The organism is Azospirillum sp. (assembly GCF_035627195.1).
Classification (GTDB): domain Bacteria; phylum Pseudomonadota; class Alphaproteobacteria; order Azospirillales; family Azospirillaceae; genus Azospirillum.
The window spans coordinates 1-26,502 of the sequence record NZ_DASPMG010000355.1 but is presented as its reverse complement, the minus strand read 5'-3'; the positions used below and the strand labels follow the sequence as shown (position 1 = coordinate 26,502).

Annotated in this window: 26 protein-coding genes, 1 tRNA gene and 1 pseudogene; 8 read left to right on the top strand and 20 right to left on the bottom strand. The window is 72.5% G+C overall.

The annotated features are described in order from the left end of the window. Window positions 1–43 precede the first annotated feature (43 nt). Window positions 44–120, top strand: a tRNA-Met gene (locus VED21_RS31575). A 55-nt stretch (window positions 121–175) separates the two neighbouring features. On the opposite strand, the gene VED21_RS31570 is transcribed toward VED21_RS31575, so the two are convergent. From VED21_RS31570 to VED21_RS31550, 5 genes are all read right to left on the bottom strand, one after another. Beyond that, window positions 176–1,462 (bottom strand): hydroxymethylglutaryl-CoA reductase, degradative, encoded by a 1,287-nt coding sequence (locus VED21_RS31570; protein WP_324889622.1) that lies wholly within the window; start codon window positions 1,460–1,462, stop codon window positions 176–178. A 37-nt stretch (window positions 1,463–1,499) separates the two neighbouring features. Next, on the bottom strand, window positions 1,500–2,816 hold the full coding sequence (locus VED21_RS31565) for a TRAP transporter large permease subunit (RefSeq protein ID WP_324889620.1): 1,317 nt from the start codon (window positions 2,814–2,816) through the stop codon (window positions 1,500–1,502). Next, window positions 2,813–3,367: a TRAP transporter small permease subunit gene (locus tag VED21_RS31560; RefSeq protein WP_324889618.1), complete on the bottom strand. Its 555-nt coding sequence runs from the start codon at window positions 3,365–3,367 to the stop codon at window positions 2,813–2,815. The genes VED21_RS31565 and VED21_RS31560 overlap by 4 nt, the downstream gene beginning before the upstream one ends. A 117-nt stretch (window positions 3,368–3,484) precedes the next feature. Next, window positions 3,485–4,549, bottom strand: a complete 1,065-nt coding sequence (dctP, locus tag VED21_RS31555; protein WP_324889616.1) for a TRAP transporter substrate-binding protein DctP — start codon at window positions 4,547–4,549, stop codon at window positions 3,485–3,487. Window positions 4,550–4,605: 56 nt separating this feature from the next. Continuing rightward, window positions 4,606–5,226 (bottom strand): XRE family transcriptional regulator, encoded by a 621-nt coding sequence (locus VED21_RS31550; protein WP_324889614.1) that lies wholly within the window; start codon window positions 5,224–5,226, stop codon window positions 4,606–4,608. A gap of 328 nt (window positions 5,227–5,554) precedes the next feature. Here VED21_RS31550 and VED21_RS31545 point away from each other — a divergent pair, with 328 nt between their 5' ends. Both VED21_RS31545 and VED21_RS31540 read left to right on the top strand, forming a co-directional pair. Further along, the gene (locus tag VED21_RS31545) at window positions 5,555–6,676 is read left to right on the top strand and encodes an ABC transporter substrate-binding protein (RefSeq protein ID WP_324889612.1); all 1,122 of its coding nucleotides are present in this window, start codon (window positions 5,555–5,557) and stop codon (window positions 6,674–6,676) included. After that, window positions 6,673–8,949, top strand: coding sequence for a hybrid sensor histidine kinase/response regulator (locus tag VED21_RS31540; protein WP_414638353.1), 2,277 nt, complete (start codon window positions 6,673–6,675; stop codon window positions 8,947–8,949). The genes VED21_RS31545 and VED21_RS31540 overlap by 4 nt, the downstream gene beginning before the upstream one ends. Here VED21_RS31540 and VED21_RS31535 read toward each other — a convergent pair. Next, window positions 8,936–9,952, bottom strand: coding sequence for an NADP-dependent oxidoreductase (locus tag VED21_RS31535; protein ID WP_324889608.1), 1,017 nt, complete (start codon window positions 9,950–9,952; stop codon window positions 8,936–8,938). The genes VED21_RS31540 and VED21_RS31535 overlap by 14 nt on opposite strands. A gap of 530 nt (window positions 9,953–10,482) precedes the next feature. Here VED21_RS31535 and VED21_RS31530 point away from each other — a divergent pair. Further along, complete coding sequence (locus tag VED21_RS31530; RefSeq protein WP_324889606.1) at window positions 10,483–10,992, top strand: HXXEE domain-containing protein; 510 nt, start codon at window positions 10,483–10,485, stop codon at window positions 10,990–10,992. Between the two features lie 113 nt (window positions 10,993–11,105). Beyond that, complete coding sequence (locus VED21_RS31525) at window positions 11,106–14,576, top strand: transcription-repair coupling factor (protein ID WP_324889604.1); 3,471 nt, start codon at window positions 11,106–11,108, stop codon at window positions 14,574–14,576. Between the two features lie 382 nt (window positions 14,577–14,958). On the opposite strand, the gene VED21_RS31520 is transcribed toward VED21_RS31525, so the two are convergent. The 5 genes from VED21_RS31520 to VED21_RS31500 all read right to left on the bottom strand — a co-directional run bounded on the left by VED21_RS31520 (window position 14,959) and on the right by VED21_RS31500 (window position 18,312). Further along, window positions 14,959–15,504, bottom strand: a complete 546-nt coding sequence (locus tag VED21_RS31520) for a hypothetical protein (RefSeq protein ID WP_324889603.1) — start codon at window positions 15,502–15,504, stop codon at window positions 14,959–14,961. 29 nt (window positions 15,505–15,533) lie between these two features. Further along, window positions 15,534–15,974, bottom strand: a complete 441-nt coding sequence (locus VED21_RS31515; RefSeq protein WP_324889601.1) for a response regulator — start codon at window positions 15,972–15,974, stop codon at window positions 15,534–15,536. Between the two features lie 159 nt (window positions 15,975–16,133). Next, window positions 16,134–17,030, bottom strand: a complete 897-nt coding sequence (locus VED21_RS31510; protein WP_324889599.1) for a mechanosensitive ion channel family protein — start codon at window positions 17,028–17,030, stop codon at window positions 16,134–16,136. A gap of 58 nt (window positions 17,031–17,088) precedes the next feature. Beyond that, window positions 17,089–17,619: a peroxiredoxin gene (locus tag VED21_RS31505; protein WP_324889597.1), complete on the bottom strand. Its 531-nt coding sequence runs from the start codon at window positions 17,617–17,619 to the stop codon at window positions 17,089–17,091. Between the two features lie 27 nt (window positions 17,620–17,646). Then, window positions 17,647–18,312: an HAD family hydrolase gene (locus VED21_RS31500; RefSeq protein ID WP_324889595.1), complete on the bottom strand. Its 666-nt coding sequence runs from the start codon at window positions 18,310–18,312 to the stop codon at window positions 17,647–17,649. Window positions 18,313–18,422: 110 nt separating this feature from the next. Here VED21_RS31500 and VED21_RS31495 point away from each other — a divergent pair, with 110 nt between their 5' ends. Further along, window positions 18,423–18,815, top strand: a complete 393-nt coding sequence (locus tag VED21_RS31495) for a hypothetical protein (RefSeq protein WP_324889593.1) — start codon at window positions 18,423–18,425, stop codon at window positions 18,813–18,815. Here the strand turns inward: VED21_RS31495 and VED21_RS31490 are convergent. The 3 genes from VED21_RS31490 to VED21_RS31480 form a co-directional block, all read right to left on the bottom strand. Continuing rightward, window positions 18,812–18,973: a hypothetical protein gene (locus VED21_RS31490; protein ID WP_324889592.1), complete on the bottom strand. Its 162-nt coding sequence runs from the start codon at window positions 18,971–18,973 to the stop codon at window positions 18,812–18,814. The genes VED21_RS31495 and VED21_RS31490 overlap by 4 nt on opposite strands. 55 nt (window positions 18,974–19,028) lie before the next feature. Beyond that, window positions 19,029–19,562, bottom strand: coding sequence for a hypothetical protein (locus VED21_RS31485; protein ID WP_324889590.1), 534 nt, complete (start codon window positions 19,560–19,562; stop codon window positions 19,029–19,031). A gap of 164 nt (window positions 19,563–19,726) precedes the next feature. Continuing rightward, window positions 19,727–20,929 (bottom strand): iron-containing alcohol dehydrogenase, encoded by a 1,203-nt coding sequence (locus VED21_RS31480; protein ID WP_324889588.1) that lies wholly within the window; start codon window positions 20,927–20,929, stop codon window positions 19,727–19,729. Window positions 20,930–21,071: 142 nt separating this feature from the next. Between VED21_RS31480 and VED21_RS31475 the strand changes: the two genes are divergently transcribed. Beyond that, a complete protein-coding gene (locus VED21_RS31475; protein ID WP_324889586.1) occupies window positions 21,072–21,560 on the top strand; it encodes a hemerythrin domain-containing protein in 489 nt (162 codons plus the stop codon). A 122-nt stretch (window positions 21,561–21,682) separates the two neighbouring features. Further along, on the top strand, window positions 21,683–22,543 hold the full coding sequence (locus VED21_RS31470; RefSeq protein WP_324889584.1) for an alpha/beta fold hydrolase: 861 nt from the start codon (window positions 21,683–21,685) through the stop codon (window positions 22,541–22,543). Between the two features lie 179 nt (window positions 22,544–22,722). Here the strand turns inward: VED21_RS31470 and VED21_RS31465 are convergent, their stop codons facing one another. The 6 genes and pseudogenes from VED21_RS31465 to VED21_RS31440 all read right to left on the bottom strand — a co-directional run. Next, entirely contained in the window at window positions 22,723–22,893 is a 171-nt protein-coding gene (locus tag VED21_RS31465) for a twin-arginine translocase TatA/TatE family subunit (protein ID WP_324889582.1), read from the bottom strand. Window positions 22,894–22,907: 14 nt separating this feature from the next. Continuing rightward, complete coding sequence (locus VED21_RS31460; protein WP_324889580.1) at window positions 22,908–23,909, bottom strand: FAD:protein FMN transferase; 1,002 nt, start codon at window positions 23,907–23,909, stop codon at window positions 22,908–22,910. After that, a complete protein-coding gene (locus tag VED21_RS31455; RefSeq protein WP_324889578.1) occupies window positions 23,906–24,544 on the bottom strand; it encodes a nitrous oxide reductase accessory protein NosL in 639 nt (212 codons plus the stop codon). The genes VED21_RS31460 and VED21_RS31455 overlap by 4 nt, the downstream gene beginning before the upstream one ends. Further along, window positions 24,544–25,374 carry an ABC transporter permease gene (locus VED21_RS31450; protein WP_324889576.1) on the bottom strand — a complete coding sequence of 277 codons (831 nt, stop codon included), beginning with the start codon at window positions 25,372–25,374 and terminating at the stop codon, window positions 24,544–24,546. Before VED21_RS31450 ends, VED21_RS31455 begins: the two co-directional genes overlap by 1 nt. Continuing rightward, window positions 25,371–26,309 carry an ABC transporter ATP-binding protein gene (locus VED21_RS31445; RefSeq protein ID WP_324889573.1) on the bottom strand — a complete coding sequence of 313 codons (939 nt, stop codon included), beginning with the start codon at window positions 26,307–26,309 and terminating at the stop codon, window positions 25,371–25,373. The genes VED21_RS31450 and VED21_RS31445 overlap by 4 nt, the downstream gene beginning before the upstream one ends. Further along, window positions 26,306–26,502, bottom strand: a pseudogene (locus VED21_RS31440) (nitrous oxide reductase family maturation protein NosD); the annotation flags it as partial. The pseudogene VED21_RS31440 and the gene VED21_RS31445, both read right to left, overlap by 4 nt.

Below are 26,502 nucleotides of genomic sequence, written 5' to 3'. Positions count from 1 at the left end.
AAACCCTCCTCACAGACCTCCCCCCAACACGCAACCGCCTTGCCGCGGGGTGGAGCAGCCCGGTAGCTCGTCAGGCTCATAACCTGAAGGTCGCAGGTTCAAATCCTGCCCCCGCAACCAAACACCAAAAAGCCCGCCTCCCAAGGCGGGCTTTTTGCCGTTCATCGGCCGCCGTTCATTCCCCGCGACGGCCGCGCAGCCGGCCCAGTTCCTCCGCGGCGATGTCCACCCGCACTTCGCCGCGCGCCACCAGGGCGCGCGCCACGGCGTCGACCTCCTCGCCGACGGCGCCGGCCATCAGGGCGATGTTCTGCGCGTGCAGCGCCATGTGCCCCTTCTGGATGCCGGTGGTCGCCAGCGCCTTCAGGGCCGAGAAGTTCTGCGCCAGCCCGACGGCGGCGGTGACGCGGGCCAGCTCCTCCGCCGTGCCCACGCCCAGGATGGCGAGGCAGGCGCGGGCGGTGGGGTGCAGCTTGGTGGCGCCGCCGATCAGGCCCACGGCCATCGGCAGTTCCAGCACGCCGGCCAGGTCGCCGTCCGCCGTCACTTCCCACCGTGAGAGGCTGGTGTAGCGCCCGCCGCGCGCGGCGTAGGCGTGGGCGCCGGCCTCCACCGCGCGGGTGTCGTTGCCGGTCGCCAGCACCACGGCGCTGACGCCGTTCATGATGCCCTTGTTGTGGGTGGCGGCGCGGTAGGGGTCGGCCTCGGCGAACTGGTAGGCGCTGATCATGCCGTCGCGCACCTCCTGCCCGCCGATGGCCTCCACCGGCCACACGGCGCGGGCGCGGGCGACGCGGCGGTCGGCCAGATTGGAGAGGATGCGCAGGTACACCTTGCCGCCCGTCCACGCCTCGAAATGCGGGGCCAGCCGCTCGGCCATGCTGTTCACGGCGTTGGCCCCCATGGCGTCGCGGGTGTCGACGATCAGGTGGGTGATCACCATGGAACCGCCCAGCGTGTCCAGCACCCGCACCTCCAGGTCGCGGAAGCCGCCGCCGAGGCTCACCAGCACCGGGTCGCAGGCGTCGCAGGCCGCCTTCACCTCCTCCCGCTTCTCCAGGATCTTGACGCGGGCGCTGTGCGGGTCGCGCACCTGCACCAGCTGCACCTGGGCGATCATCAGCGGCCCGGACATGGAGGTGACGATGCCGCCCGCGTCGTAGCACTGGCGCGCGGCGTTGCAGACGGCGGCCACCACCGAGGACTCCTCGGTCGCCATGGGCACCAGCACGTCGCGGCCGTCCACCTTCAGGTTGGTGGCGATGCCGACCGGCACGTTCATGGTGCCGATCACGTTCTCGATCAGGCGGTCGGCCAGATGCGGGTCGAGGTTGCCGAAGTCGGCAAGGTGCCCGACCGTCGCGGCGTCGAGCCCGGCGAACGCGGCGACCGCCGCCAGCCGGTCGGGCGGGCTCTGGTGGTGGAAGCCGGACAGGCGGGAGCTGCGGTTGGGCAGCGTCATGATGTCCTCCCAGAATGTCTTACTTGGCCAGGGTGTCTTATTTGGCGAGCATCAGGCGGGGCAGCCACGTCATCAGCTCCGGCGTCAGCGCGCAGATGACGAGGCCCAGGGCCTGGAGAAGGAAGAAGGGCAGGATGCCGCGGTAGACCTCGCCCATGCCGAGCGACGGCGGCAGCGTGCCCTTGATGTAGAAGAGCGTGTAGCCGAAGGGCGGGCTGATGTAGCCCATCTGGATGGTGATGGCGTAGAGCACGCCGAACCACAGCTCGTCGAAGCCCAGGTGGCGGACGATCGGCAGGAACACCGGCACCGTCAGCAGGATGATGCCGATCTCGTCCAGCACGGTGCCGAGGAAGATCAGGATCAGCATCATGACGGCGAGGATGACGTACCGGTCCACCGCCAGGTCGCGGATCAGACCCAGCAGCGTGTCGGCCCCGCCCAGCCCGGTGAAGATGGCGACGTAGGCCTTGGCGCCGATGGTGATCCACAGGATCATCGCCGTCGCCTTCAGCGTGTCGACGGCCGCGCTGCCCAGCCCCTCCACCGTCAGCCGGCCGCGCAGCGCCGCCGCCACCAGGGCGCCCAGCACGCCCACCGCCGCCGCCTCCGTCGGCGTCGCCACGCCGAAGAAGATGGTGCCGAGGATCAGGACGATGATCGCCGCCGGCAGCACGAGCGAGCGCAGCGACGCCAGCTTGGCCGCCAGCGGCACCCGCTCCCCGCCCGGCGCGGCGGGGGCGACCTCCGGCTTCAGCCAGGACAGGACCAGGATGTAGACGATGTACAGGCCGGCCAGCAGCAACCCCGGCAGAATGCCGGCGATCAGCATCTGGCCGATGGAGATCTGCGCCGTCACCGCGTAGACGATGGTCAGCACCGACGGCGGGATCAGGATGCCCAGCGTGCCGGACGCGCAGATCGTGCCGGTCGCCAGCCGTGGGTCATAGCCGCGCCGCAGCATCTCCGGCAGCGCCAGGATGCCCATCGCGGTGACGGCGGCGCCGACGACGCCGGTCATCGCCGCCATGACGACGCAGATCACCACGGTGCCCACCGCCAGCCCGCCGCGCACCCGCCAGAACCACAGCGCCATCGCCTCGTAGAGCGATTCGATGACGCCGGAGCGCTGCAGGATGCTGGCCATCAGGATGTAGAGCGGGATGCCCAGCAGCGCCTCCGACCGCATGGTGTCGAAGATCTGCAGGACGAGGATGACCACGGCGCTGGAGCTCCACAGCGTCACCGTGAACAGCAGCGACAGCCCGCCCAGGACGAAGGCGATCGGCAGGCCGGTCAGCATGAACAGCGTCAGCCCGCCGAACATGGACACGAGGATGGCGGTCGAACTCACGGCGCCGCCTCCACTCGCGCCGCTTCCCTGGCCGCTTCCCCGGCCGCTTGCCGGGCCGGATCGCGGAACAGCACGCGCAGGAACTCCGCCAGTGCTTGCAGCAGCATCAGCAGGACCGCCAGCGGGATGGCGAACTTGAACGGCCACACCGGCGGGTTCCAGGCGGAGAAGGACGTCTCCCCGAACTCCCACGACTGCACGGCGAGCGGCCAGGAATAGACCAGCAGCACGCCGCAGAAGAACACGATGACCGGGAAGTTCAGCAGATCCACCGCGCGCCGCCAGCGCGCCGGCAGGCGGCGGTGCACGAGGTCGAGGTTGACGTGCCCGCCCTGGTGCAGCAGGTACGGCCCGCCCAGCAGGAAGTACGGGCCGAACAGCAGCGTGGCCAGCTCCATGCCCCACACGGTGGGCGCGTCGAAGCCGTAGCGGCTGGTCACCTCGTACAGCATGGCCGGGATCACGACGGCCATCAGGCCGGCGGCGGCGAAGAACAGCAACCGGTTGACGCCGGTCACGAGCCGCACGAACGCGGCGACGGGGGTCGGCACGGGCGGATTCCTTACCGGAAAGGGGGGACCGGAAATGAGGGTGTCGCAGGTCGGGCCACGGCCGTCGGGTCACGGCGGCTGGGCCAGGGCCTCGACCCGGCCTGCGGGTTCCCGGGATCAGCCCAGCAGGCCGAGCTGCTTCATGAACGCCGTCTGGCTGTCCAGGATCTTGGCCGCCAGCTTGTCGCTCTTGGTGGCCGCCCGCCACGCTTCCACCGCCTTCGGGCGGCTGGCGGCGATGTCGGCGGGGTCCAGCGTGGTCACCTCCACGCCCTTGGCCTTGTACTTGCCGATGGCGACGCTGTCGGCGACCAGAATGTGCTGGCGCAGCGCCGACGACACCTCGCGCGCGGCGATGGCGAGCGCCGCCGTGAACTCCGCCGGCAGCTTCTCGTAGGCCGCGCGGTTGGCGACGTAGCTGGTGGCGGTGGTCGGCTGGTGGACGCCGGGCAGGGTGACGTACTTCGCCACCTCGGCCAGCCCCGCCTCGAAGTTGGCGGTGAGGTCGCCGCGGTCGGCCAGATCGATCAGCCCCTTGTCGAGCGCCGAATAGACCTCGCCCGTCGGCAGCGGCGTGACCGACACGCCGAACGCCGCCATGACGCTGGAGGCGAGGCCGACGAAGCGGCCCTTCTTGCCGGCCATGTCGGCGATCCTGCGGATCGGGAACTTGGAATGGATGGGCTCCTGCCCGTACACGGTGGGCGCCACGTAGAACAGCCCGGCCGGCGCGTACGCCTCCCGCGCCATGTCGAGGCCGCCCATCTCGTAGAACCACGCCTCGTACTGGTCGCTTTCCGGGAAGCCGAAGGGGATGGTGCTGGTGAACGCGAAGGACGGGATCTTGCCGGCCTCGTAGCCGTCGAAGGTCTTCATCATCTCGAACGCCCCGCCGCGCACGGCGTCGAACGCCTGGGCGGCGGGCACGATCTGTCCGGCGGCGAACAGGTCGATCCTGAAGCGGCCGCCCGTCAGCTCGGCGACGCGCTTCACGAAGCGCTCCTCGAACTTCTGCGGCGTGGTGCCGCCGTCCCACAGCGCCTGCATGCGCCAGGTGACGGTCTGCTGCGCCAGCGCCGGGGCGGCGAGCGCGGCGCTGACGGCAAGGCCGGACGCGCCGGCGGCGAGGGACGTGAGGACGGCGCGGCGGTTGACGGGGTTGACGGGGTCGGCGGTGGACATGACGGTTTCCTCCCTGAACACAGGCCCGTCGTGCGGGGATCGTCACGCGGGCGTTGTCATTCCGGCGGCTGGAAGCCGCTCTTGTTTGCCGGCGGCTGGAAGCCGCACTTGTCTGGTGAATCGGTGGCCGGCAGGATGACGACGAAGGCGCGGGCCGGATCGGGCCCATAGGCTTCGCCGCGGTGGTCGACGGACGGGTCGAACTGCACGCAGTCGCCCGGATGCAGGATGTGCTCGGCCGGGCCGTAGGTGAACCGCACCACGCCCTCCAGCACGTAGAAGATCTCCTCCCCCCGGTGGCGGTACAGCTGGCGCGGCGCGTCCGGCGGCAGGGCCGGCAGCGACAGCACGAAGACCTCGCCGCGCCGGTCTTTCTTGCGGAACGAGATGGATTCGAAGACGTAGCCCAGCTCCGTCCCGTCGCGGTTGACCGGCCGCCGCTCCCCCGCCCGGACCAGGGCGAAGTGCGAGGCCGCCGCCCCGTCCGTGAAGACGTCGGACAGCGACACGCCGTAGACGCCGGCCAGCCGGCTGAGCACCGCGATGGACGGCGTGGCCGTGCCGCCCTCGATCTTCGACAGGTAGCCCTTCGTCACCCCGCCCAGCGCCGCGGCCTCCCGCAACGTCAGGCCGGCGGTCAGCCGGTGGCTTCGAAGGGCCTGGGCGAAGTCCGTCATCGGGTATCGCTGCGTTGGCAAACAATCAGGTTTCCTGAGAGTTTCCTGTGAAGATGAGGATGTGTCAACCGCCCTGCCCACGCTCCCGGCGCAGGGCACCTGCGCGGCCAAGGCATGCGTGCCTCGGCCGGCCTGTCGAAAAGCCTAGGCCGCGCCGCATAGACCGATGCGTTAAATACACGGAGAAATCCTCAGGTTGACCGCGCTTCCCGGCGGTTCCATAGTCCGCAAGTTCCCAAATGAATCGCCCCCTTTGCTTGGCGGAAAAATGTCGGTATTTGGTGTGCGGGCAATCCTTGTTCTATGTATGCTTATATTCTTGCCGCGGATGGCCGTCGCGGACGGTGCGCCGGTGCGCGTCGGCCTGGACGGGGAGTTCGGGCTGACCAACAGCACCTCGGCGGAGGCCATCGAGCAGGGCATCCGCACCGCCATCGACGAGATCAACCGGGCCGGCGGCGTGCTCGGCGGGCGCCGGCTGGAACTCGTCGTTAAGGAGCACCGCTCCATGCCCGCGCGCGGCATCAAGAACATCCGTGAATTCGCGGCGATGCCCGACCTCGTGGCCGTGTTCGGCGGGCGCTTCAGCCCGGTGGTGATCGAGGAGTTGCCGACGCTGAAGGAGACGAAGACGCTGTTCCTCGCCCCCTGGTCGTCGGCCGACGCCATCATCGACAACGGCATGGAGCCGAACTACGCCTTCCGCCTCAGCCTGCGCGACAGCCTGGCGATGCCGTTCATGCTGAAGCACGCCGAAAAGGCGGGGGCGAGGAAGGTCGGGCTGCTGCTGACCAACACCGCCTGGGGGCGCAGCAACCTCGCCTCGGCCGAGCGGCACTTCGCGGCCGGCGGCGGGCCGCCGTCGGTGGCGACCGCGTGGTACAACTGGCGCGACCAGTCGCTGATCGACAAGTACGAGGCGCTGGAGCGCGCCGGGGCGGAGGCGGTCATCCTGGTCGCCAACGACGACGAGGCCGCCATCCTGGTGAAGGAGGTGGCGGCCCTGCCCAAGGAGCGGCGGCGGCCGATCATCAGCCACTGGGGCGTCACCGGCGGCGACTTCGTCGGGCAGGCCGGGCCGGCGCTGCACGAGGTGGACTTCACGGTGATCCAGACCGTCAGCCTGTTCCGGGCCGACCCCGCCAGGGTCGCCAGCGTGCTGGAGACCACGAAGCGCCTGTTCGGCATCGCCCGGATCGAGGACATCCGCTCCCCCGTCGGTTTCGTACATGCCTACGACCTCACGCACATCCTGGCGCGCGCCATCGACATGGCCGGCACCACCGACCGCGCCTCGGTCCGCGACGCGCTGGAGAGGGTGGAGAACCACAAGGGGCTGGTGAAGACGTTCGAGCGCCCGTTCACCCCCGCCCGGCACGAGGCCCTCGGCCCCGACGAACTGCTGATGGCCCGCTTCGACCGGCGCGGCGTGCTGGTGCCGGTCGAGTGACCGCCTTGCGCCACAGGCTGGCCGCGGGTCCGCTGGCGCGCCGGTTCGCGCTGGCCGCGGCGACGCTGTCGGTGGTGCTGGCGGTGCTGGTGGGGGCGGCGCTGCACACCCTGTCCAGCATGCGCCTGATCGACCAGCACCGGGGCAACGTGCAGGCCAGCGCCGCCCTGGTCGCCCGCCAGACGGAGGGGCTGCTGGCCGCGCTGGCCGGGACGCTGGGGGAGCTGTCGGAGAACAGCGTGCTGGCCACCGCCCTGGTCGACAGCGCCGGCAAGGAAACCTACCTGTTCCCTTTCCTGCGCAGCTTCGACCACGTGGCCGGCGTGCCGGTGTCGCTGGTCTTCACCGACTTCGAAGGCGTGCCGATCGCCAACAACGGGCGCCCCACCATGTCGGGGCGCGACATGGCGTGGCTCGCCCAGGCGATGGCGGCCGGGCATTCCACCGCCACGGCGGTGGAGGAGGGCGGAAAGCCCCACATCCTGGCGGCCGAGATGCTGATCTACTCGCGCACCGCCTCGCCGGAGGGGGCGCTGCTCTACAAGCTGCCGTTCGACGCGCTGGTCCTGCACCCGGAGGCGCGGCTGCTGCACGCCGGCTCGCCCCCGCCGCCCCCGGCGGGCGAGGGGCGGATCGCCGTGCAGGTGCCGCTGCGCGCGCCGGAGCGGCTGGCCCACCTCGGCCTCGTCCTGCACCTGGAGGCGCCGGCGGCGCCCGCCGCCCCGCTCGCCATCGGCCTGCCGGCCTACGCGCTGCCGGCCTACGCCCTGATGGCCCTGGCCGCGCTGGCGGCCATCCTGCTGGGCAGCCGCGTCGCCGGCCACCATCTGACCCGTTCGCTGCGCGACCTGGAGCGGCTGGCCGGCGCCATTGTGCGCGAGGGCTTCACCGGCCAGCGCGCCCAGGTCCGCGGCGAGGACGAGGTCGGCAGCCTCGCCCGCGCCTTCAACGCCATGCTCGACCGCATCGCCGCCATGCAGGAGGAGCGCGAAAGCCAGGCCGAGGAGGAGATCGCCATCCAGCGCACGCTGACCCGCCACGCCGAGCAGGCCCGCGCCGAGGCGGAGGCGGCCAAGAACGAGGCCGAACGCTCCCGCCAGGAGGCGGTGATGGCGCTGATCACGGCGGAGCGCGCCAACGAGGCCAAGACCCGCTTCCTGGCGGCGGCCAGCCACGACCTGCGCCAGCCGGTGCAGTCGCTGGTGCTGCTCACCGCCTCGCTGGCGGCCCGGCTGGAGGGGCACCCGGCGGCGGCGCTGCTGGACAGTCTGCAGGCCTCCGTCGACGCGCTGTGCCGGCTGCTGGAGGCGCTGCTCGACGTCTCCAAGCTGGACGCCGGCACGGTGCCGGCCAACCTGCGGCCGGTGCCGGCGTCCGCCGTCCTGCAGGGGCTGGCGGCGGAATACCGGCTGCGCGCCGAGGAGAAGGGGCTGCGGTTCCGCGCGGTGCCGTCCTCGCTGACGCTGCGCACCGACCCGGCGCTGCTGGAGCGGGTCCTGCGCAACCTGCTGGAGAACGCGCTGCGCTACACCGACCGGGGGGAGATCCTGCTGGGCTGCCGGCGCCACGGCGACCGCATCCTGATCCAGGTGCACGACACCGGCGTCGGCATCCCGGCCGAGCATCTGGAGCGCATCTTCCTGGAGTTCTACCAGGTGTCCAACCCGGCCCGCGACCGCGGCAAAGGGCTGGGTCTGGGGCTGGCCATCGTCGACCGCCTGGCGCGGCTGCTGGGCTGCCGGGTGCGCGTCACCTCGCGGCCCGGCCGGGGGTCGTGCTTCATGGTGGAGGTGCCGCTGGGCGCGGGTGCCGCGCCCGAGGTGCCGCCGCCGCCGCCGCCGGTGCCGGCGGCGCACGCCGTGGGGCCGGGCATTGCCGTGGTCATCGACGACGACCCGCTGGTCCGCCAGGGGCTGGCCTTGCTGATCGAGCAGTCGGGCTGGCGGGTCGTCGCGGCGGAGAGCGCGCGGGACGCCATCGACCGGCTGGCGGCCGGCCCCCCCGGCGCACCCAAGCTGGCGCCGACGCTGGTCATCGCCGACTACCGGCTGGAGGGCGGGGCGACCGGCCTGGACGCCCTGCGCGCGGTGGAGGCGTGGGTGGACCGGCCGTTGCTGTGCGTCGTGCTGACCGGCGACACGGCGCCGGAGCGCATCGCCGACGCCGAGGCCAGCGGCTACCGCATCCTGCACAAGCCGCTGGCGGTGCGCGACCTGCTGGCCCTGCTGGCCGAGGCGTCGGCCGGCGTGGCGCCGGCCGTCATGCATCCGTGAGGCGGATCAGGCGCTTGCCCAGGTTCTCGCCGCGGTAGAGGCCGGCGATGGCGCCGGGGGCCTGCTCGATGCCGTCCAGGATGTCCTCGCGGTGGCGCAGTTTGCCGGCCCGCAGCCAGTCGGCCAGTCGGGCCACGGCGGCGTCGAACTTCGCGGCGTGGTCGAAGAACAGGAAGCCCTGCATGCGGGCGCGCTTGACCAGGATGTGCCGCTCCACGCGCGGCCCCACCGGCGGCGGGTCCCAGCTGGCGATGGACGCGGTGCCGCAGACCACCACGCGGGCCCCGATGGCGAGGTGCGGGTGGACGGCGTCGCTGACCGCCCCGGCGGTGTTGTCGAAGTAGACGTGCACCCCGTCCGGGCAGGCCGCCGCGACCGCCGCCGACAGGTCGGATTCCGCCTTGTAGTCCAGCGCGGCGTCGTAGCCGAACTCGGCGCGGCAGAGGTCCACCTTCTCCGGCCCGCCCGTGATGCCGACGGTGCGGCAGCCCAGCAGCTTGGCGATCTGCCCGACCGCGGCGCCCACCGACCCGGCGGCGGTGGAGACGACCACCGTCTCGCCCGCCTTCGGCTGGCCGATCTCGGTCAGGCCCAGGTAGGCGGTGATGCCGTTGAGGCCGAGGATGCCCAGCGAGGCCGACAGCGGCAGGTCGTGTTCGCGCACCTTGCGGATGACGCTGCGGCCGTCGGAGACGGCGTAGCGCTGCCAGCCGAACAGTCCCATCACCCGCTCCCCCACGGGGTAGTCGGGGTGCCGGCTCTCCACCACCTCGCCCGCCGCGAAGGAGCGCATGACCTCGCCCAGGCCGACGGGGGTGGAGTAGTTGCCGACCGCCGAGACCCAGCCGCGCATCGCCGGGTCCACCGACAGGTAGTCGTTGCGCACGCGGAACTGCCCGGCGGTGAGCGGCTCCAGCGGCGCCTCGGCCATCTCGAAATGCTCGGCCTGCGGGATGCCGTCGGGGCGGGCGCGCAGGCGGATCTGGCGGTTCAGGGTCGGCATGGACGGCTCCTCCCAGGGGCGAATGCAACCGGATGCAACATCATGCAACGGATTTCGGGATGTGTTTCATTCGGGCACGCTGTTCATTTTCGGTCATCACGCGCGCTCCGGGTGTGGTTGGGAGCCTCCAGTATGGCCGCTCGTTAGGAATATTGTCAACGGCGTGGAGGCCGGGGGCAATCGCTTGAAAGCCCCTCCCCCCGCGGCGGGAGAGGGGTTGGGGGGAGGGGAATTTTTTTGCCACAGATGAACACAGATGGACACAGATGAAGGCTGATCAGGCACCCATCAGCGGGCTCTGCACGAGCATCTGAGGAAATCTGTGTTCATCTGTGTCCATCTGTGGCCCCCAATTGCTGGCCGATCGGCGGATGGGCGGGAAAAGGTACCGCTCAACCGATTGGCCCTGGGCGAAAACGTTGGCATGGCCCCAAAAAGAGGTGGACGGCGTCTGGTTATGTGTACGAAGAAATTGTAAGAACGTGGCCGTGTTCGAAAGTTGCGGTCACGGCAGCAGTGGAGACGCGAGCATGTCCGCCATCGACGCAGCGAAGACCCCGGCGCAACCGGTCCCGCGCTTCCGCCGGCTGGTCTGGCTGATGCCGGCGGCCTTCGCGCCGCACATCGTGGAGGAATACGGGACCGGCTTCCCGGTCTGGGTCGAGCAGACGCTGGGCGGGGCCATGACGGGCGGGGCGTTCCTGCTGAACAACGCCGTCTTCATGCTGATCCTGCTCAGCCTGACGGCGTGGGCGGCGTGGCGGCCATCGCCGGTGTCGGCCTTCGCGCTGCTGTCGTGGTCCAGCGGGAACCTGTTCTGGAACTTCGTCTTCCATCTGGTGACCACGGTGCTCTACGACCGGTACTCGCCGGGCCTGATGACGGCGGTCCTGCTGTACCTCCCCGTTTCCGTGGCGGTGGCGTGGGCGGCGCTGAACGAACGCGTGCTGCCGCGCGCGGCGTTCGCCGGGGCGGTGTCGATCGGGGGAGCGCTGATGCTGCTGGTGATCTGGGTCGGCCTCTACCGGATGGGCGCCTGACCGTCCGCAGGGGTGGCACGGGGAACGAAGCGGGTGGGGGGGTGTTGGACCCCGGCCACCTTGCCGGGAGATCCGCATGCCGCTCCTGCGACCCGATGTGTTGATCCGTGCCCATGCCGCGTGATGTGCCGCGTGATGTGCCGGGCGGGCTGGCGGCGCTGCTCGCCGGGCCGGCGGGGGTGGCCGTCGACGTGTTCGGCGCGCCGGAGGGGCAGGACGCCCGCGCGCTTGCCGCGCTGGCCGGGGCTGCGGGCGCTGCCGGCGTGCTGCACGTGGCGGCCGACGCGCGGCGGGTGATGCGGCTGCGCGCGGCGCTGGCGTTCTTCGCGCCGGAGGTCGAGGCGCTGGTCCTGCCGGCGTGGGACGCGCTGCCCTACGACCGGGTGTCGCCGGGTGCTGCGGTGATGGCGGCGCGGGCGCTGGCCGTGGCGCGGTTGAGGGCGCCGGCCACGCGGCCGCGCGTGCTGCTGACCACGGCGCGGGCGGCGCTGCTGCGGATGCCGACGCGCGACGCGCTGGCGGCGGCGGTGCTGCGGCTGGCGCCGGGCGACGCGATGGACGCCGCGACGCTGGCCGATCACCTGCGCCGGCATGGCTACGTGCCCACGGCGCACCCGCGCGAGGCGGGCGAGTTCGCCGGCGATCCCGACCGCGTCGACGTGCTGCCGCCGTGCGGCGGTCCGGGGCTGCGGCTGGAGCTGTCGGGCGCGCGCGTCGCCGCCGTCCGCGCCTTCGACCCGCAGGACCCGGAGGCGGAGGGGGAGGAGTTGGCGGAGGCGGTGCTGCCGCCCGCCTCCGAAGTGGCGCTCGACGCCGAGGCGGCGGCGCGCTTCCGCGCCAGTTACGCCGAGCTGTTCGGGCACGAGGCGGCGGCGGAGGATCCGCTGCCGGCGGCCATCGCGGCGGGGCGGCGGCCGGCGGGGGTGGAGCACTGGCTGCCGCTGTTCCTGGCCGGGACCGAGACGATCTTCGACCTGCTGCCCGACGCGGCGGTGACCCTGGACGACGACGTGGAGGCCGCGCGCGACGCCCGGCTGGCCCAGATCGCCCACGTCTACGAGGCGCGCGCGGGCGCGCTGGCGGCGGGCACGCGGGCGCGGCTGGCGCCGTACCGCCCGGTGCCGCCGCGCCTGGCCTTCCTGGACGGCGCGGCGTGGGAGGAGGCGTTGTCCGGCCGGCGCGTCGCGGTGCTGCGGCCGGAGCCGCCGCCGGAGGGAGAGGTCGCGGCCGATGCCGGCGGGCGTCCGCTGGGCGACACGCCGGCCGCCGTGCTGGAACGGCTGCGCGCGCTGGCGGGCGAGGGGCATCGCATCCTGCTGGCCGGCGGCCGGGCGGAGGAGCGGCGCGCCGTGCAGCGGCGCCTGCGCCGCGCCGGCTTCGACCGGTTCGCGCCGGTTGCCTCGTGGGACGAAGCCATCGGCGTGACGGCTGGCGCGGTGGTGGTCGCGCCGCTGGAGCTGGAGGCCGGCTTTGTCGCCGAGGGCATGGCGGTGGTGGCGCACGCCGACCTCGACGCCGAGGCGCGCGCCGACGCCGAACGCCGGGCGGAGCGGGAGGAGGCGGACTTTGAGACCGCCGGCATCGCCGACACCGATCTGGCGATCGGCAGCCTCGCCGTGCACCTCGACCACGGCATCGGCCTGTGCGAGGGGCTGGAGACGGTGGAGGGCACGGGCGTGCCGCACGACTGCCTGCGCCTCGTCTACCGTGATGGGGATTCGCTGCTGGTGCCGGTGGAGAACCTGGACCTCGTCTGGCCCTTCCGCGGCAGCCCGGAGACGGTGCGCCTGGACGATCTGGGCGCTACCGTGGGATCGGGCGCGTGGCTGCGCCGCCGCGACGCGGTGCGCGACGCCGTGCGCGTCGGCGCCGAGGCGTTGGTGCGCACGGAGGCCGAGCGGCGCACGGCGCGGGTGGAGCCGATCCGCCCGCCGCGCGGCGCGTGGCGGCGCTTCACCGGCGGCTTCCCGTTCGAGGAGACGCCGGATCAGGCGAAGGCCATCGCGGCGGTGCTGGGCGACCTCGCGTCCGGACGGCCGATGGACCGGCTGGTGTGCGGCGACGTCGGCTTCGGCAAGACGGAGGTGGCGCTGCGCGCCGCCTTCGCCGTGGCGAACGCCGGGCGGCAGGCGGCGGTGGTGGTGCCGACCACGCCGCTGGCCCGCCAGCATTTCGAGGAGTTCTGCGAGCGCTTCGCCGGCTTCCCCGTGGAGGTCGAGCAATTGTCCCGCGCCGTGGGTGTGGCGGAGGCGCGGCGGGTGCGCGACGGGCTGGCGTCGGGGGCGGTGCGCGTGGTGGTGGGCACGCACGCGCTGCTGGCGCCGTCCGTGCGCTTCGCCGACCTGGGCCTGCTGGTGGTGGACGAGGAGCACCGGCTGGGCGTGCGGCAGAAGGAACGGCTGCGGCAGCTGGGGGCCGGCACGCACGTGCTGACCATGACGGCGACGCCGATTCCGCGCACGCTGCAGCTGGCCGTGGCGGGCCTGCGCGACGTCAGCATCATCGCCACCGCCCCCGGTACGCGGCGCCCCGTGCGCACGGTGGCCGACGCGTGGGACGACGATGCGGTGCGCGACGCCCTGCTGCGCGAGCGGGCGCGCGGCGGGCAGAGCTTCTGCGTCACCCCGCGCGTGGAGGACCTGGAGGGGCTGCGCGACCGGCTGGAGGGGCTGGCGCCGGGGCTGCGCATCGTCACGGCGCACGGCAAGCTGCCGGTGGCCGAACTGGACGAGGCGATGACCGGCTTCGCCGAGGGCGAGGGGGACGTGCTGCTGGCCACCAACATCATCGAGTCGGGGCTGAACATCCCGCGCGCCAACACGCTGGTCGTCCACCGCGCCGACCTGTTCGGGCTGGCGCAGCTGCACCAGCTGCGCGGCCGGGTCGGGCGCGGTGCGGTGCGCGGGCACGCGTGGTTCACCTGGGACCCCGCCCGCCCGCCGACCGGTCCGGCGCGCGAGCGGCTGCACGTGCTGGCGACGCTGGACCGTCCGGGGGCGGGGTTCGAACTGGCGGCGCGCGACATGGACATCCGCGGGGCCGGCGACCTGCTGGGCGAGGCGCAGTCCGGCCACCTGGAGGCGGTGGGGGCCGAGCTGTTCCAGGAGCTGCTGAACCGCGCCGTGGCGGCGGCCCGCGAGGGGCGGGAGATGGAAGACGTGTGGGCGCCGCGCCTCGGCCTCGACGTGGCGGTGCGGATTCCGGAGGCGTACGTGCCCGAGCCGGGGGCGCGGCTGGCGCTGTACCGGCGGCTGGCGACGCTGGACGATGCCGACGCGGTGGAAGGCTTCGCCGGCGACCTGGAGGAACGCTTCGGCCCGTTGCCGGCGGAGGTGGCGGTGCTGCTGGAGGTGGCCGGGCTGAAGGCGCTGTGCCGCCGCGCCGGGGTGGAGCAGCTGGACGTCGGCCCGGCCGGCGCGGTGCTGGGCCTGCGCGACGGTGCGGTGGCGGAACGCCTCGCCGCGGCGCGCCCGGACGTGAAGCGCCGCCCGGACGGGCGGCTGGTGCTGAGCGCGGGGGACCGCGACGCCGCGGCCTTCCGCGCGGCGGTGCGGGAGGTTCTGGGGGAGTTGGCGGCGATGTGAAGGGAACGTTGGATTTTCGCTGCGCTCAGAAGAAACAAGGAGCAGGTGCTCCTCATAGCCCCTCCCCCCTTGACGGGGGAGGGGTTGGGGAGAGGGTGGTTACGCCTCTCACGCTGGCCGAAGGCCAGCGCTGCCGGCGTCAGGCGGATGCCTTTGGCATCCGCTGAGAGCCCGGTAGGGCGGAAATGACTCATGTCCCGGCTGTCGCCGGTAATCCCCCCTCTCCCCCTCTCCCCAACCCCTCTCCCGCGAGGGGAGAGGGGCTTTGTCCTCGTTTCATCCCGCTGCGGGTCGATGCGCTCGCCGGTGGGAACTCAACCCAACCTGCGACGGACCGGTAGGTTGGGTTGAGCGCAGCGAAAACCCAACGTCAGCCTGCATATCATACCCCCGCCGGCTCCTCCATCCGCCGCGCCGCCCGCGCGCTGGCCTCGTCGGTCCAGGCGGCGCGGGCGGGGGAGGCGGGGGTGTTCCAGCGGGACAGGCGGGCGGTGAGGTAGCCGGTGGCGCCGCCCCACACCACGTGCGCGGCCAGCATCATCGCCACGCGCCGCGCCGGGTGCTCGGTCGCCGGGCGCAGGATGCGCAGCGCCGGGATCCAGCCCAGGTAGCTGGCCCCCCACACGGCGAGGCCGTAGCCGACGCCGGCCAGCACCGGCGGGGCGCCGGTGGCGCGGATGACCGGCGCGCAGCCGGCGCCCACGGCGGCGCCGTAGGCGTAGTGGGCGGACAGGGCCAGCCCCTTGTGCTGGCGTTCGCTCAGGTCGTCGGCGACGCCCGCGGCGGCGGACACGCGTTCGGTGATGAGACGCGGCGGCAGGGGGTAGCGCTCCGCCCGGGGCAGGCGGCGGTGCATGCGGTTCATCGCCCAGGTCATCGGCACCGTGGCGATGGCGCCGGCCAGCGCGCCGGCAAGGTAACGGTTCATGGCAGGGGTCCCCCGGTCAGGTCGGCGCGTCAGGTCGGCGCGTGCCAGAGCTGCGCGAAGCGCGCCAGCCGGGCGCTGAACAGGCGGAGCTGCTGAGGCGGCGGCGCCGTCGTGATGCCGGCCAGCGCCTCGCCGATGGCGCCGATGGAGGCCAGCAGCACATCGGGCGCGAAGGGCTTGCGCAGGATGCCGATGGTGGCGCGGCCGGCATCCTCGGGCACGACGTCGTAGCCGGTGACCAGGAGGCAGGGCACCGCGAACTCGTCCAGGCGGCGGGCGAGGCCCAGGCCGTTCTCCCCGCCGGGCAGGGCCAGATCGACCAGGGCCAGGTTGGGGCGGTCGCGCTCGGCGATCCGCGCGGCCTTGGCGGCGTGCCGGACGGGGCCCAGCACCGCGTGCCCGGCCTGTTCCAGGACGGCGCGCATGGCCGACCCGATCATCGGGTCGTCCTCGACAACGAGCAAACGCACGGCGATCTCTCTTTCCACATGCCGGCAGGGGCGCCGGTCTTGTCTGCGAACCACTCGCATAATGAACACGCGAGTCCGGCCTCGGGTTCGCCGCGTTCCCCGACGGTGCACGTTCTTTTGCCGGCCTTGTACGGTCAGGCGCGCGGGGCGGTGCGCGGTTCACTCCGCCGCCTCGGGCGGGCGGTGGGCGCGGGGGCGGGGCTCGGCGCGGCACAGCGCCACCGGCTCCCTGAAGGTGAGGGTGCGGTAGGGGAAGGGGATCTCGATGCCGGCCTCGTCCAGGGCGCGCTTGACCGCCGCCACCACCTCGTCGCGGGAGCGGCGGATGTCCACGGGCTTGGAGCCGGTCCACCACGTCACCTCGAAGTCCACGCTGCTGTCGCCGAAGGCCTTGGCGAAGATCTGCACCTCGCGGTCGCGGCGCACGCTGGGCAGCGCCTCCACCGCCGTGCGGATCACGGCGCGGGCCGCGTCCACGTCCTCGCCATAGGCGATGCCGCAGGTGATGGTGGTGCGGCGGTGGTCCAGGTCGGTCAGCACGTTGACCGGCTCGCGGTACAGCATGGCGTTGGGCACCACCACGCGCACGCCGTCGGTCTGGCGGATGTGGGTGTCGCGGATGGTGATCTCCTCCACCCGCCCCTCGATGCCGTTGCAGTCGATGAAGTCGCCCAGGCGGAACGGCTCGCGGTACAGGATCAGGACGCCGGCGATGAAGTTCTCCAGGATGTCCTTGAAGGCGAAGCCGATGGCGATGGAGCCCAGGCCCAGCGCCGTCACCACCTGCCCCGGGCTGATGCCGGGAAAGGCGATCACCGCCGCGATCAGCAGCCCGCCCAGCCAGATGACGGTGGAGGCCAGCTTTTCCAGCACGTCGGCCAGCGAGCGGCGCATGCGCGTGCGGCCCAGGCCGCGGCGGAACAGGCGCGCGGCGACGCGGGCCAGCGCCCAGGTGACCGCCAGAACGACCAGCGCCATGCCGTATTGCGGCAGGCTGGCGATGAAGCTGGCGATGATCTGGTAGATGCGGTTCTCGACGATCGCCTCGGCGTCCACGGTGGTCCTCCCGCTGTTCCGTCATGGGGAACAACAGGAGGACCCGCCGGGGCGTGCCTTAGCGCTGCTTCAGGTAGGCGATCACGTTTTCCGGCGCGGATTCGCCGTACGGGTCGCCGTTCTGCCCCTCGTCGTTGATGCCCGGCTCCTCGAACCACTTCTCGATGAGGCCGTCGTTCACCACCATGGCGTAGCGCCAGCTGCGCAGGCCGAAGCCGACGTGGCGCTTGTCGATCAGCATGCCCATGCGGCGGGTGAAGTCGCCGTTGCCGTCGGGGATCAGCTTGACCTTGGACAGGTTCAGGCTCTTGCCCCACTGGAACATGACGAAGGCGTCGTTGACGGACAGGCAATAGACCTCGTCCACGCCCAGAGCGCGGATCTCCTCGTACAGGCGCTCGAAGGCCGGGCACTGCTCGTTGGAGCAGGTCGGCGTGAAGGCGCCGGGAAGCGAGAAGACGACGGCGCGCTTGCCGGCGAACAGCTCGTCGCTGCGCACGTCCTGCCAGCGGAACGGGTTCGGCCCGCCCACGCTTTCATCGCGCACGCGGGTCTTGAAGACGACGGAGGGGATACGGCGGCCTTGCATATGGGGCTCCTTATGATGGTGGGGGCGTCAGCCGCGGCCGATCAGGCTGCGGTCGAGATGGCGCAGCAGGTCTTCCGGCCCAGCGTACAGTTCCGCGCAGCCGGCGTCGCGCAGCTCGGCTGCGGCAAATCCGCCGCACAGCAACCCGATGCTGCGCAGGCCGGCGTTGGCCGCCGCCTTGGCGTCCCACGGCGAATCGCCGACGACGACGACCTGGTCCTTCGGCAGGTCCAGGCGCGCCAGCGCCGCCTCGAAGATGTCCGGGTGCGGCTTGGAGCGTTCGGCGTCGTCGGACGAGGTTTCCGTGTCGACGAGGTCGTCGATGTCGGCGGCGCGCTTGTAATGCGCCAGCTCGTCGCCCTTGGCGGAGGAGGCGAGTGCCACGCGCTTGCCGTCGGCGCGCAGCTGCTGGAACAGCGCGCGCACGCGGTGGAAGCCGCGCACCTGCTTCATGTACTTGCGCTTGAACAGGTCGTGGCGGAAGGCGTCGATCTCCGCCTCCTTTTGCTCCAGCACGTCGGCGGGCACGAAGACCGGCATGATCTGGTCGCCGCCCTTGCCGATCTGGCCGCGCACCGCGTCGAAATCCGCCGGATGGCCGAAGTGGGCGAAGGTCTCCTGCCACGCCGCCGCGTGCAGGTCCACCGAATCGACCAGCGTCCCGTCCACGTCGAAGATCACGCCCCGGATCATGCGCCCTCCCATGCGTCCTCCTTGGTCTTGCGGAAGGCTCAACACGCGCAGCGGCGCTTTCTCTCGCCCGGCTGTTGGCGGTGAACGCGACACGGAACGGAGGATGCGGGATGAAGCTGGACTGGCTGGCGGAACCGGCGGACGGGGCGCACGACGGGGCGCCGGACGGGGCGGAGGCAATGGCCGCCGTGGCGGCCGGCTGCGCGTTGCTGGCGGTGGCGGAGGGGGCGGACGCGGACGCCATCCGCGCCCGGCTGGACGGCGCGCCGGCCGCCACGTTCGACGAAGCGCTGCAGCGCCTGCGCGCGGGCGGCCCGGTGGCGGAGGACGAGGCGCTGACCACCGTGCGCGCGGTGAAGGGCGACGCCGCGCAGGCGCAGGCGGTGGCCCGCGCCTGCTGCCGGCGTGCCGCGAACGGGGACGAGCTGGCGCCGGCGCAGGTGGCGGCGGCCCGCCGGATCTGCGAGGCGCTGAACCTCAGCCCGACGCAGTTCGGGTTCTAGACGTCGTAGATCGGCCCCGGCGTCTTCTTGTTGGCGCCGCCGGCCTTGTCTTCTTCCTGTTCGGTCAGGGTCTTGTCGCGGTTCTGGTCGCTGTCCTGGTCGCCGCCGGGGTTGGCGGGCCGGTCGGCGGCGGGCTTGCGATTCGGATCGTCGGCCATGGCGTGCCTCGTGCGGTGAATGGGATGGCCCATCAACCGGCGGAGCACGCGAATGTTACCACCACTTGGGCGGCGGGCCGTCGTAGCGGGGGATGATCTCCTCGACCGGGATGTCGTCGGCGCCGGTCTTGCGGCCGAGGTCGGCGAGAAGGCGGTCGCGCACCGCGTTGCGCCCGTCCACCTCAGGCTTTCCGGCGGCGGGCTTCTTGGCGCGCGTGCCGTTGAGTGCGGCGAGGAAGCCGGTGGCGCCGCCGCCGGCGCGGCGGGCGGCGGCCGGGCGGGGTGCCCGCTGCTGGGCGGTGATGGGCGGGGCGGGGATCGGCAGGCGGCCGCGCTCGGTGCGGGCGATGGTGTGCGCCCGCTCGACGATGCGGGTGCGCAGCTCGCGGTCCAGCGAATCGAAGGCGGTGACGGCGTACTCCAGATCCTCCGGCGAGCGCGAGGCGTAGGCGCGCGACAGCGCGTCGGCGGTCTGGTGGAACTCGACGATGCCCGGGATGCGCTCGCGCTCGACCGCGGCGGCCAGAACCTGGATCGCCTGCAGGGTACCGTCGTCGAGAAGCCCGGCGGAGGAGTATGCGGTCGGCATGGCGGATCGGGGACTTTGGATCGGGGACGTTGAGTCTGCGAATGAAGGATCGCAGCCAACTATCTGATTCCACTGTCAAGCCGGTCAACGTCGTCGATGCGCTATCCTGCACTTTCCCGATCGCTGTTGCAGGAACGACTCACCCGCGGGTTGCGCCGCCACCTTTACAGCCGGCGCCGCACCACCTCGGCGATTTCGGCGTCGGTAAGCACCAGCGGGTTGGTCTTCATGCTGGACCCGCGGCTGTTGGCGACGATGCGGTCCACGTCCCCCGCGCCGACGCCGAAGGTCGAGAGGCGCGGCAGGGCCAGCCGGTCCTGCCACGCGCGCAGCAGGCCGACCAGCGTGTCCAGCGCCTCCGCGTCGCGGGCGTGGCCGCTGAGGCCTCCCAGCAGGCGGCCGACGCGGGCGTACTTGCGCAGGGCCGGCGAATCGGGGGCGCGGGCGCGCAGGGCGGCGACGTTCACGTCGGTGGCGTCGGCCACCAGCGTGCCGCAGACCACGCCGTGCGGGATCGGGAAGAAGGCACCCAGCGGCGAGGCCAGCCCGTGCACCGAGCCCAGCCCCGTCTGCGCCAGGCAAATGCCGGACAGGAGTGCGGCGTAGGCCAGCTGGCTGCGCCCGGCCGGCGCGTCGGCGCCGCCCTGCCACGCGGCGAAGAAGCCGGCGGCGAAGGCCTCCAGCCCCGACCACGCCAGCGCGTCGGTCATCGGGTTGGCGCGCGTGGAGACGTAGGATTCCAGGAGCTGCGTGAAGGCGTCCATGCCGTTGGCGGCGATCAGGGCGGGCGGACAGCCGTCCAGCAGATCCGGGTCCACCAGCGCCAGCCGCGCCACGAGGTCGTCGTGGCGGAAGGACTTCTTGAAGCCGTCGGCGCCGGATCGGCTGAGCACCGCGTTCTTGGTCGCCTCGCTGCCGGTGCCGGCGGTGGTGGGAACGGCGATGAAGGGCAGCGCCGGGCCGCGGTAGGGCAGCTCCGGCCCCACGCCCTCCAGGTGGTCCATGACGGAGTTGCCGGGCACCAGCAGCCCGGCCACCGCCTTGGCGAAGTCCAGCGCGGCGCCGCCGCCGATGCCGACCACCACGTCGAATCCGCCGGCCCGGTGTTCGGCCACCGCCGCGTCCACCTGTTCGGGCGTCGGCTCGCCGGCCACGCTCGCCGTGGCCCAGGACACGCCGGCCGTGGCGAGGCCGTCGGTCAGCGCCTGCCACCGGGGCGTGGCGCGGAACGACGCGCTGCCGGTCACCAGCAGGGCGCGGGTGCCCAGCGCCGCCACCTCGGCCGGCAGCGTGGCGACGGTGCCGGCGCCGAAGACGATGCGCGGCAGGCGGGCGATGCCGAAGGGGGCGAGCAGGGCGGGGGACACGGGCGGCGGGCTCCGGTGGGCGGGCGGGAACGGGCGCGCAGGGTACCCCGGCGGCCGGCGGGGCGGAAGGGGAACCCCATGGCGGGCACGGGGTTTTAAGTCCCAGCGTGACCGAAGCAACGGGAGAAAGGACAAGGGTCCGATGGACATCTACGACCGGATCGAGCAGGACCACGACACGCTGCGCACCATGCTGACCCGCATCGCCGACGCGCCGGAGGACGACAAGGCGGGCCGCCGCATGCTGTTCGAGCAGCTCCAGCGCGAGTTGTGGGCGCACCACAAGGTGGAGGAGACGGTCTTCTACGCCGCCATCGTCAACGCCCGCGCCACCCGCCAGGAAGCGGCCGAGGGGCTGAACGAGCACCACATGATCGACACGCTGCTGGGCGAGGTGAACCTGATGCCGGTGGACGGCACCGCCTGGAAGGCCAAGGTGCAGGTCCTCGACGAACTCGTCCGCCACCACCTGGACGAGGAGGAGGACGAGCTGTTCAAGGAGGCCCGCGACGTCCTGCCCGACGAGAAGGCGCAGGAACTGGCCAAGCAGTTCGACGAGCGCAAGGCGCACGCCGTGGCGGCGCTGGCCCCCGTCAAGGCGGAGTCCGGCCGGAGCCAGAGCGCCGCGTAGCCCGCCCGAAGGAGGGGTGGCAGCCCCCGAAATTTCAAAAGCTTGGCCGCGTGCGCCGCTGGAACGGGCCGGGGGCGGGGATGTTGCACCTCCATCGCAACACAGCGGGGGAGACCGCGGTCATGGGCGAGGCGGCAGGGGACACGGGCGCGCCGCTCCGTGATGGTGCGGGGGTCCTGCGCCGGCACAACGTCACGGTCAGCGGCGCGACGGCCGGCGAGGCGGCGACGGTGGTGCTCGGCCATGGCTTCGCCACCGACCAGCGCATCTGGCGCCGCATCCGCCCGTGGCTCGACCGCCGTTTCCGCACCGTCGCCTTCGACATGGCCGGCTGCGGCGGGGCCGCGCCGGACAGCCACGACCCCATCCGCCACGCCACGCCGGGCGGCCACGCGGACGACCTGCTGGCCATCCTCGACGCGCTGGGCATCGCGCGCTGCGTCTACCTGGGCCACGACGCCGGGGCGATGGCCGGCGCCCTGGCGGCGGTGGAGGCGCCGCAGCGGTTCGAGCGCATGGTGCTGCTGGCGCCGTCGCCGTGCCTGGTGACCCGGCGCGGCTACCGGGCCGGCCTGCCGCCGCAGGCGGCGCAGGCCATCGTCGGCGCCATGACGGCCAACTACGCCGCCTGGGCGCGCGAGTTCGCGGCCCTGGCGGTGGGCGGCGCGCCGGGGTGCGCCGCGGCGGTGGAGGTGGCGAACTGCCTGTCGGCGCTGCGCCCCGACGTCGCCTTCCAGCAGGCGGTGGCGGTGTTCCAGTCCGACCTGCGCGGCTGGATCGACGGCCTCGCCGTGCCGGCCGCCATCGTGCACGCGCAGGGCGACCCGCTGGTGCCGCTGGACGCCGTCTGCCATTTGCAGCGGGTGTGGCCGGCCGCGGCGCTGGAGGTGCTGCCGGTGGGCGGCCACCTGCCGCACCTGACGGCGTCCGACCGGGTGATCAGCGTCCTGGTGCGGCACCTGAAGGGGGTCGCGGCGGCGTAGGGGAATCGCTTGAAAGCCCCTCCCCCTTGGCGGGGGAGGGGTTGGGGAGAGGGGGATTACGGCCGGTAGGCCGGAAAAGACTCATGTTCCGCCTGCCGGCGGCTATCCCCCTCTCCCCAACCCCTCTCCCGCGAGGGGAGAGGGGCTTTCCAGCGATCGCCCTGCCCCGCACGCCCTCTTTACGACGGCTTGTGTTCGACCGCCTCCGCGTCGTTGTCCTTCATGCCGGACTTGAAGCTCTTGATGCCCTTGGCGAGGTCGCCCATGACGGCCGGCAGCTTGCCGGCGCCGAACAGCAGCAGGACCAGGGCGAGGACGACGAGCCAGTGCATCAGGCTGAAACTGCCCATAACGAACACTCCGATCAGGAAACCAGGGAACCGAGGGTGAGGATCGTGCCGTCCGGCCGCGTCAGCCGGGCGCCGATATCCGGAAGGCCGCGCAGCAACCCGGCGGCGCGGTCGTGCGCAAGGACGGACAGCGCGGTGGACAGCGCGTCCGCCGTGGTGGCGTCGGGTGCGGCCACGGTGACCGCCGCCCAGCGCGTGGCGGACCGGCCGTTGGCCGGGTCGAACAAATGGGTGAAGCGCCCGGCCGCATCGAAGCGCGTGCCATGGCCGCCCGACGTCGCCACCGCGCGATTGTCGATCGCCAGCGTGGCGCCGGGGCCGCCGCGCAGCGGGTCCTCCAGACCGACCGTCCAGGGCCGGCCGTCCGGGTGGCCGTCCAGCGCGCGGATCTCGCCCAGGTCGACCAGCACGCGGGTCATGCCCTCGGCGCGCAGGCGCTCGGCCACGCGGTCGGTGACGTAGCCCTGGGCGATGCCGTTCAGCGTCACCGCCATGCCGCGCCGGGCGAAGGAAATGCGCTCCGCCGAGACCTGCAAGGCGCGGTAATCGACCAGCCGCCGTGCCGCATCCACCGCCGTCGCGGGCGGCCCGGCCGGATCGGCGCCGGGGCGGGCGAAGTGGCCGGCGTAGAGCTGCCAGAGCGGCTGCACGGTGACGTCGAACGCCCCTTCGCTGCGCCGGCCCCAGGCCACCGCTTCCTCCAGCAGGCGCACGAGGTCGCCGGGCGGGTCGCGCAGTTCGCCGTCGCGGTTCAGGCGCGCCAGCGCGGAATCGGCGCGGTACAGGCTGAACACCTTCTCCAGCCGCGCCACCTCCTCCAGGCACAGGCGGATCAGCCGGTCGGCCTCGCCCCGGTCCGGGTGGTGCAGCTGGATCGCCGCGTCGGCCCCCAGCGCCGCGCCGCGCCACACGTGCGGCGCCGTCCCGGCGGCGCGCAGCACGCCGGGCATCAGCGCCATGCCGGCCGCGGCGGCGCTGATCGCCAGGAAGCGGCGGCGGGGCAGGGGGGCGTTCATCGCGTGACCCCGTGTTGGCCGGCGCCGTGCCCGCCGGGCTTGTGCGCGACGTGCTGGTCGCCGGAATGGCCGCCCGCATGACCGGTCGGATGGCCGGCCGGGTGACTGTTATGCTCCTCCTCGGCGGCCAGCGGCGGCTGCAGGATCTCGTCCTCCTTCACGTCGGCGAAGCGCTTGACGGTGCCGCCGTTCTTCGCGGCGAAGGCGCGGGCGGCGGCCTCCTCGGCGAAGGGCAGCGGCTCCGCCTCGCCCATGCCGCCCTTCATGGCGCTGCCCAGCACGTACCACGCCTTGCGCGCGTCCACCCAGGCGCCCAGGTCCGGCTTGGCCGGGTCGGCGGCGCGGGTCAGGTCGGTGACGTAGACGGCGCGGTAATCCTTCGGCTCCTCCGGCAGCATGGTGAAGGCCAGCGTGTCGCGCACCGACGACATCCACACCGGCTTCTCCCGGCCCTTCAGGATCACCTGCCCCTTGGGGCCGTCGTGGTCGGACAGGTTCATGCCGCAGTAGTGGCCGACCGCGTCGGCGGCGATGGCCTGCGGCGGCGGCGGGGCGACGGCGACCTCCTCCTTGCAGGCGGACAGCGGCAGCAGGAGGGCGGCGGCCAGCAGCGTGGCCTTCAGGGTGGTGCGCATCAGATCTGCTTCCTCGAAAAGAGTGCGGCGGCCAGCGCCAGCGGCGCCACGACCCAGGCGGCCAGCACGCCCAGCAGGACGGGGGCGGAGAACTGCGCCTGCGCCGCCAGCCCGGCCGTGCCGGCGAACAGGCTGACGTTCTTGAAGCCGGTCAGGTTGAACAGGCGGTAGGTGTCGGCCGGGTTGGCCAGCAGCAGCCAGTTCACCACGTCGGCGTTCACGTTCTTGCCGCCGTCGGCCACCAGCAGGCCCAAGAGGCCCATGTCGTACAGCAGGACGAAGGCCAGCCACACCGCCACCGCGATGCCCGCCGCCGTGCCCCGGTCGCGCACGATGGTGGAGGCAAGGTAGCCCAGCGCCGTGAACGCCGCCCCCAGCAGCACGCTGGACCCGATCATGGCGGCGAACGCCTTCCAGCTCTCCGCCCCGATCTCGGCATCCCCCATGGACAGCGCCACGCCGGCCGCGCCGTAACCCAATACGGTGGCGAAGGCGATGATCGCCGCGTGCCCCAGGAACTTGCCCAGCAGCACCTGCCAGCGCGCCACCGGATAGGACAGCAGCAGCGTCATGGTGCCCCGGTCGATCTCCCCCACCACCGCGTCGAACGACAGCAGCAGGGCGATCAGCGGCAGCAGGAAGATGGTCAGGCTGGACAGGCTGACGATGGTGATCTCCACCGGCCCGACGCCGACCGACCCCGTGGGTGCCGCGCCCAGGAAGCTCAGCGTCAGGGCCAGGGCGGCCATCAGCAGCGTCGTGGCGACGACCCAGCGGTTGCGCAGGCCGTCCCGCACCTCCTTGGAGGCGATGATCAGCAGCGTGTTCATTCCGCAGCCTCCCGGCGCAGGAAGTGGGCGTACATCTCGTCCAGGCTGGGCTGGACGATCTCGATGTCGGTGACGGGCAGCGTCTCGCACGCCACGCGGCGCACCAGACCCACCTTGTCGTCGTTGGCGCAGGCCAGTTCCACGACACCGCCGGCCAGCCGGGTCAGTGCGGCACCTTCGCCGACGCGGCGCGCCAGCTCGTCGATGTCGCCGGCCGGCAGGGTCAGGCGGATGCGCGTCGGCAACTGAGCGAGGCTGCGCAGCGTCGCCAGCGTGCCCTCCGCCACCTTGCGGCCGCGGTTCATCACCACGACGCGGTCGGCCTGCCCCTCCAGCTCGGTCAGCGCGTGGCTGCACAGCAGCACGGTGGTGCCGGCGTCGCGCAAGGACCCGATGATCTCGTAGAAGCTCTGGCGCAGCGCCGGGTCCAGGCCGGTCGTCGGCTCGTCCAGGAACAGCACCTTGGGGCCGCCCAGCAGCGCCTGGGCGAGGGCGAGGCGCTGGCGCATGCCCTTGGAATAGGTGCCGACGCGCCGCTTGATCGCCGCCGGCTCCAGCCCGACCCGCTCGAACAGCGCGTCGTTGCCGCGCGTCGCCACACCCTTGAGGCGCGCGTAGAAGTCCAGCGTCTCGCGCCCCGTCATGTTGGGGTGGAAGGCGACGTTCTCCGGCAAAAAGCCGACCTGCCGGCGGATGTGCGAGGCGGCGGCGCTGGCCGGGTCGCCGCCCAGCATGCGCACGGTGCCCTCGGTGGGCGTCGTCAGGCCCAGCATCAGCTTGATCAGCGAGCTTTTGCCGGCCCCGTTGTGGCCGACCATCGCCACGCATTCGCCGGGCGCCATGTCCAGGTCCACGTTGCGCACGGCGTACTGCTCGCCATAGCGCTTGGTGACCCCGGCGACGCGGATCGTCGGCCCGTTCAATTCCTGGCTCATCGGATGCTCCTCTCGGCCGTCTGCGCGGCCTGGGGGATTGCCGGCGGGTTCATCAGGGGTGCACTGTCGGTCACGCCGCCCGGATGCAGCGCCGGGAACTGCTTCTGCGCCCAGCGGATCACCTGGATGCCGGGGCTGTTCATCAGCAGCTTGGCCGAGGGGTAGGCCCACATGACGCGGTCCACCACGTCGT

Bases quoted from the DNA above. Each gene is read 5' to 3' on its own strand.
- VED21_RS31460 (WP_324889580.1), bottom strand. From the start codon at position 23,909: ATGAACGCCCCCCTGCCCCGCCGCCGCTTCCTGGCGATCAGCGCCGCC.
- VED21_RS31520 (WP_324889603.1), bottom strand. From the start codon at position 15,504: ATGAACCGTTACCTTGCCGGCGCGCTGGCCGGCGCCATCGCCACGGTG.
- VED21_RS31475 (WP_324889586.1), top strand. From the start codon at position 21,072: ATGGACATCTACGACCGGATCGAGCAGGACCACGACACGCTGCGCACC.
- VED21_RS31455 (WP_324889578.1), bottom strand. From the start codon at position 24,544: ATGCGCACCACCCTGAAGGCCACGCTGCTGGCCGCCGCCCTCCTGCTG.
- VED21_RS31550 (WP_324889614.1), bottom strand. From the start codon at position 5,226: ATGACGGACTTCGCCCAGGCCCTTCGAAGCCACCGGCTGACCGCCGGC.
- VED21_RS31495 (WP_324889593.1), top strand. From the start codon at position 18,423: ATGAAGCTGGACTGGCTGGCGGAACCGGCGGACGGGGCGCACGACGGG.
- VED21_RS31535 (WP_324889608.1), bottom strand. From the start codon at position 9,952: ATGCCGACCCTGAACCGCCAGATCCGCCTGCGCGCCCGCCCCGACGGC.
- VED21_RS31450 (WP_324889576.1), bottom strand. From the start codon at position 25,374: ATGAACACGCTGCTGATCATCGCCTCCAAGGAGGTGCGGGACGGCCTG.
- VED21_RS31525 (WP_324889604.1), top strand. From the start codon at position 11,106: ATGCCGCGTGATGTGCCGCGTGATGTGCCGGGCGGGCTGGCGGCGCTG.
- VED21_RS31530 (WP_324889606.1), top strand. From the start codon at position 10,483: ATGTCCGCCATCGACGCAGCGAAGACCCCGGCGCAACCGGTCCCGCGC.
- VED21_RS31465 (WP_324889582.1), bottom strand. From the start codon at position 22,893: ATGGGCAGTTTCAGCCTGATGCACTGGCTCGTCGTCCTCGCCCTGGTC.
- VED21_RS31545 (WP_324889612.1), top strand. From the start codon at position 5,555: ATGGCCGTCGCGGACGGTGCGCCGGTGCGCGTCGGCCTGGACGGGGAG.
- VED21_RS31470 (WP_324889584.1), top strand. From the start codon at position 21,683: ATGGGCGAGGCGGCAGGGGACACGGGCGCGCCGCTCCGTGATGGTGCG.
- VED21_RS31445 (WP_324889573.1), bottom strand. From the start codon at position 26,309: ATGAGCCAGGAATTGAACGGGCCGACGATCCGCGTCGCCGGGGTCACC.
- VED21_RS31485 (WP_324889590.1), bottom strand. From the start codon at position 19,562: ATGCCGACCGCATACTCCTCCGCCGGGCTTCTCGACGACGGTACCCTG.
- VED21_RS31570 (WP_324889622.1), bottom strand. From the start codon at position 1,462: ATGACGCTGCCCAACCGCAGCTCCCGCCTGTCCGGCTTCCACCACCAG.
- VED21_RS31490 (WP_324889592.1), bottom strand. From the start codon at position 18,973: ATGGCCGACGATCCGAATCGCAAGCCCGCCGCCGACCGGCCCGCCAAC.
- dctP (WP_324889616.1), bottom strand. From the start codon at position 4,549: ATGTCCACCGCCGACCCCGTCAACCCCGTCAACCGCCGCGCCGTCCTC.
- VED21_RS31500 (WP_324889595.1), bottom strand. From the start codon at position 18,312: ATGATCCGGGGCGTGATCTTCGACGTGGACGGGACGCTGGTCGATTCG.
- VED21_RS31505 (WP_324889597.1), bottom strand. From the start codon at position 17,619: ATGCAAGGCCGCCGTATCCCCTCCGTCGTCTTCAAGACCCGCGTGCGC.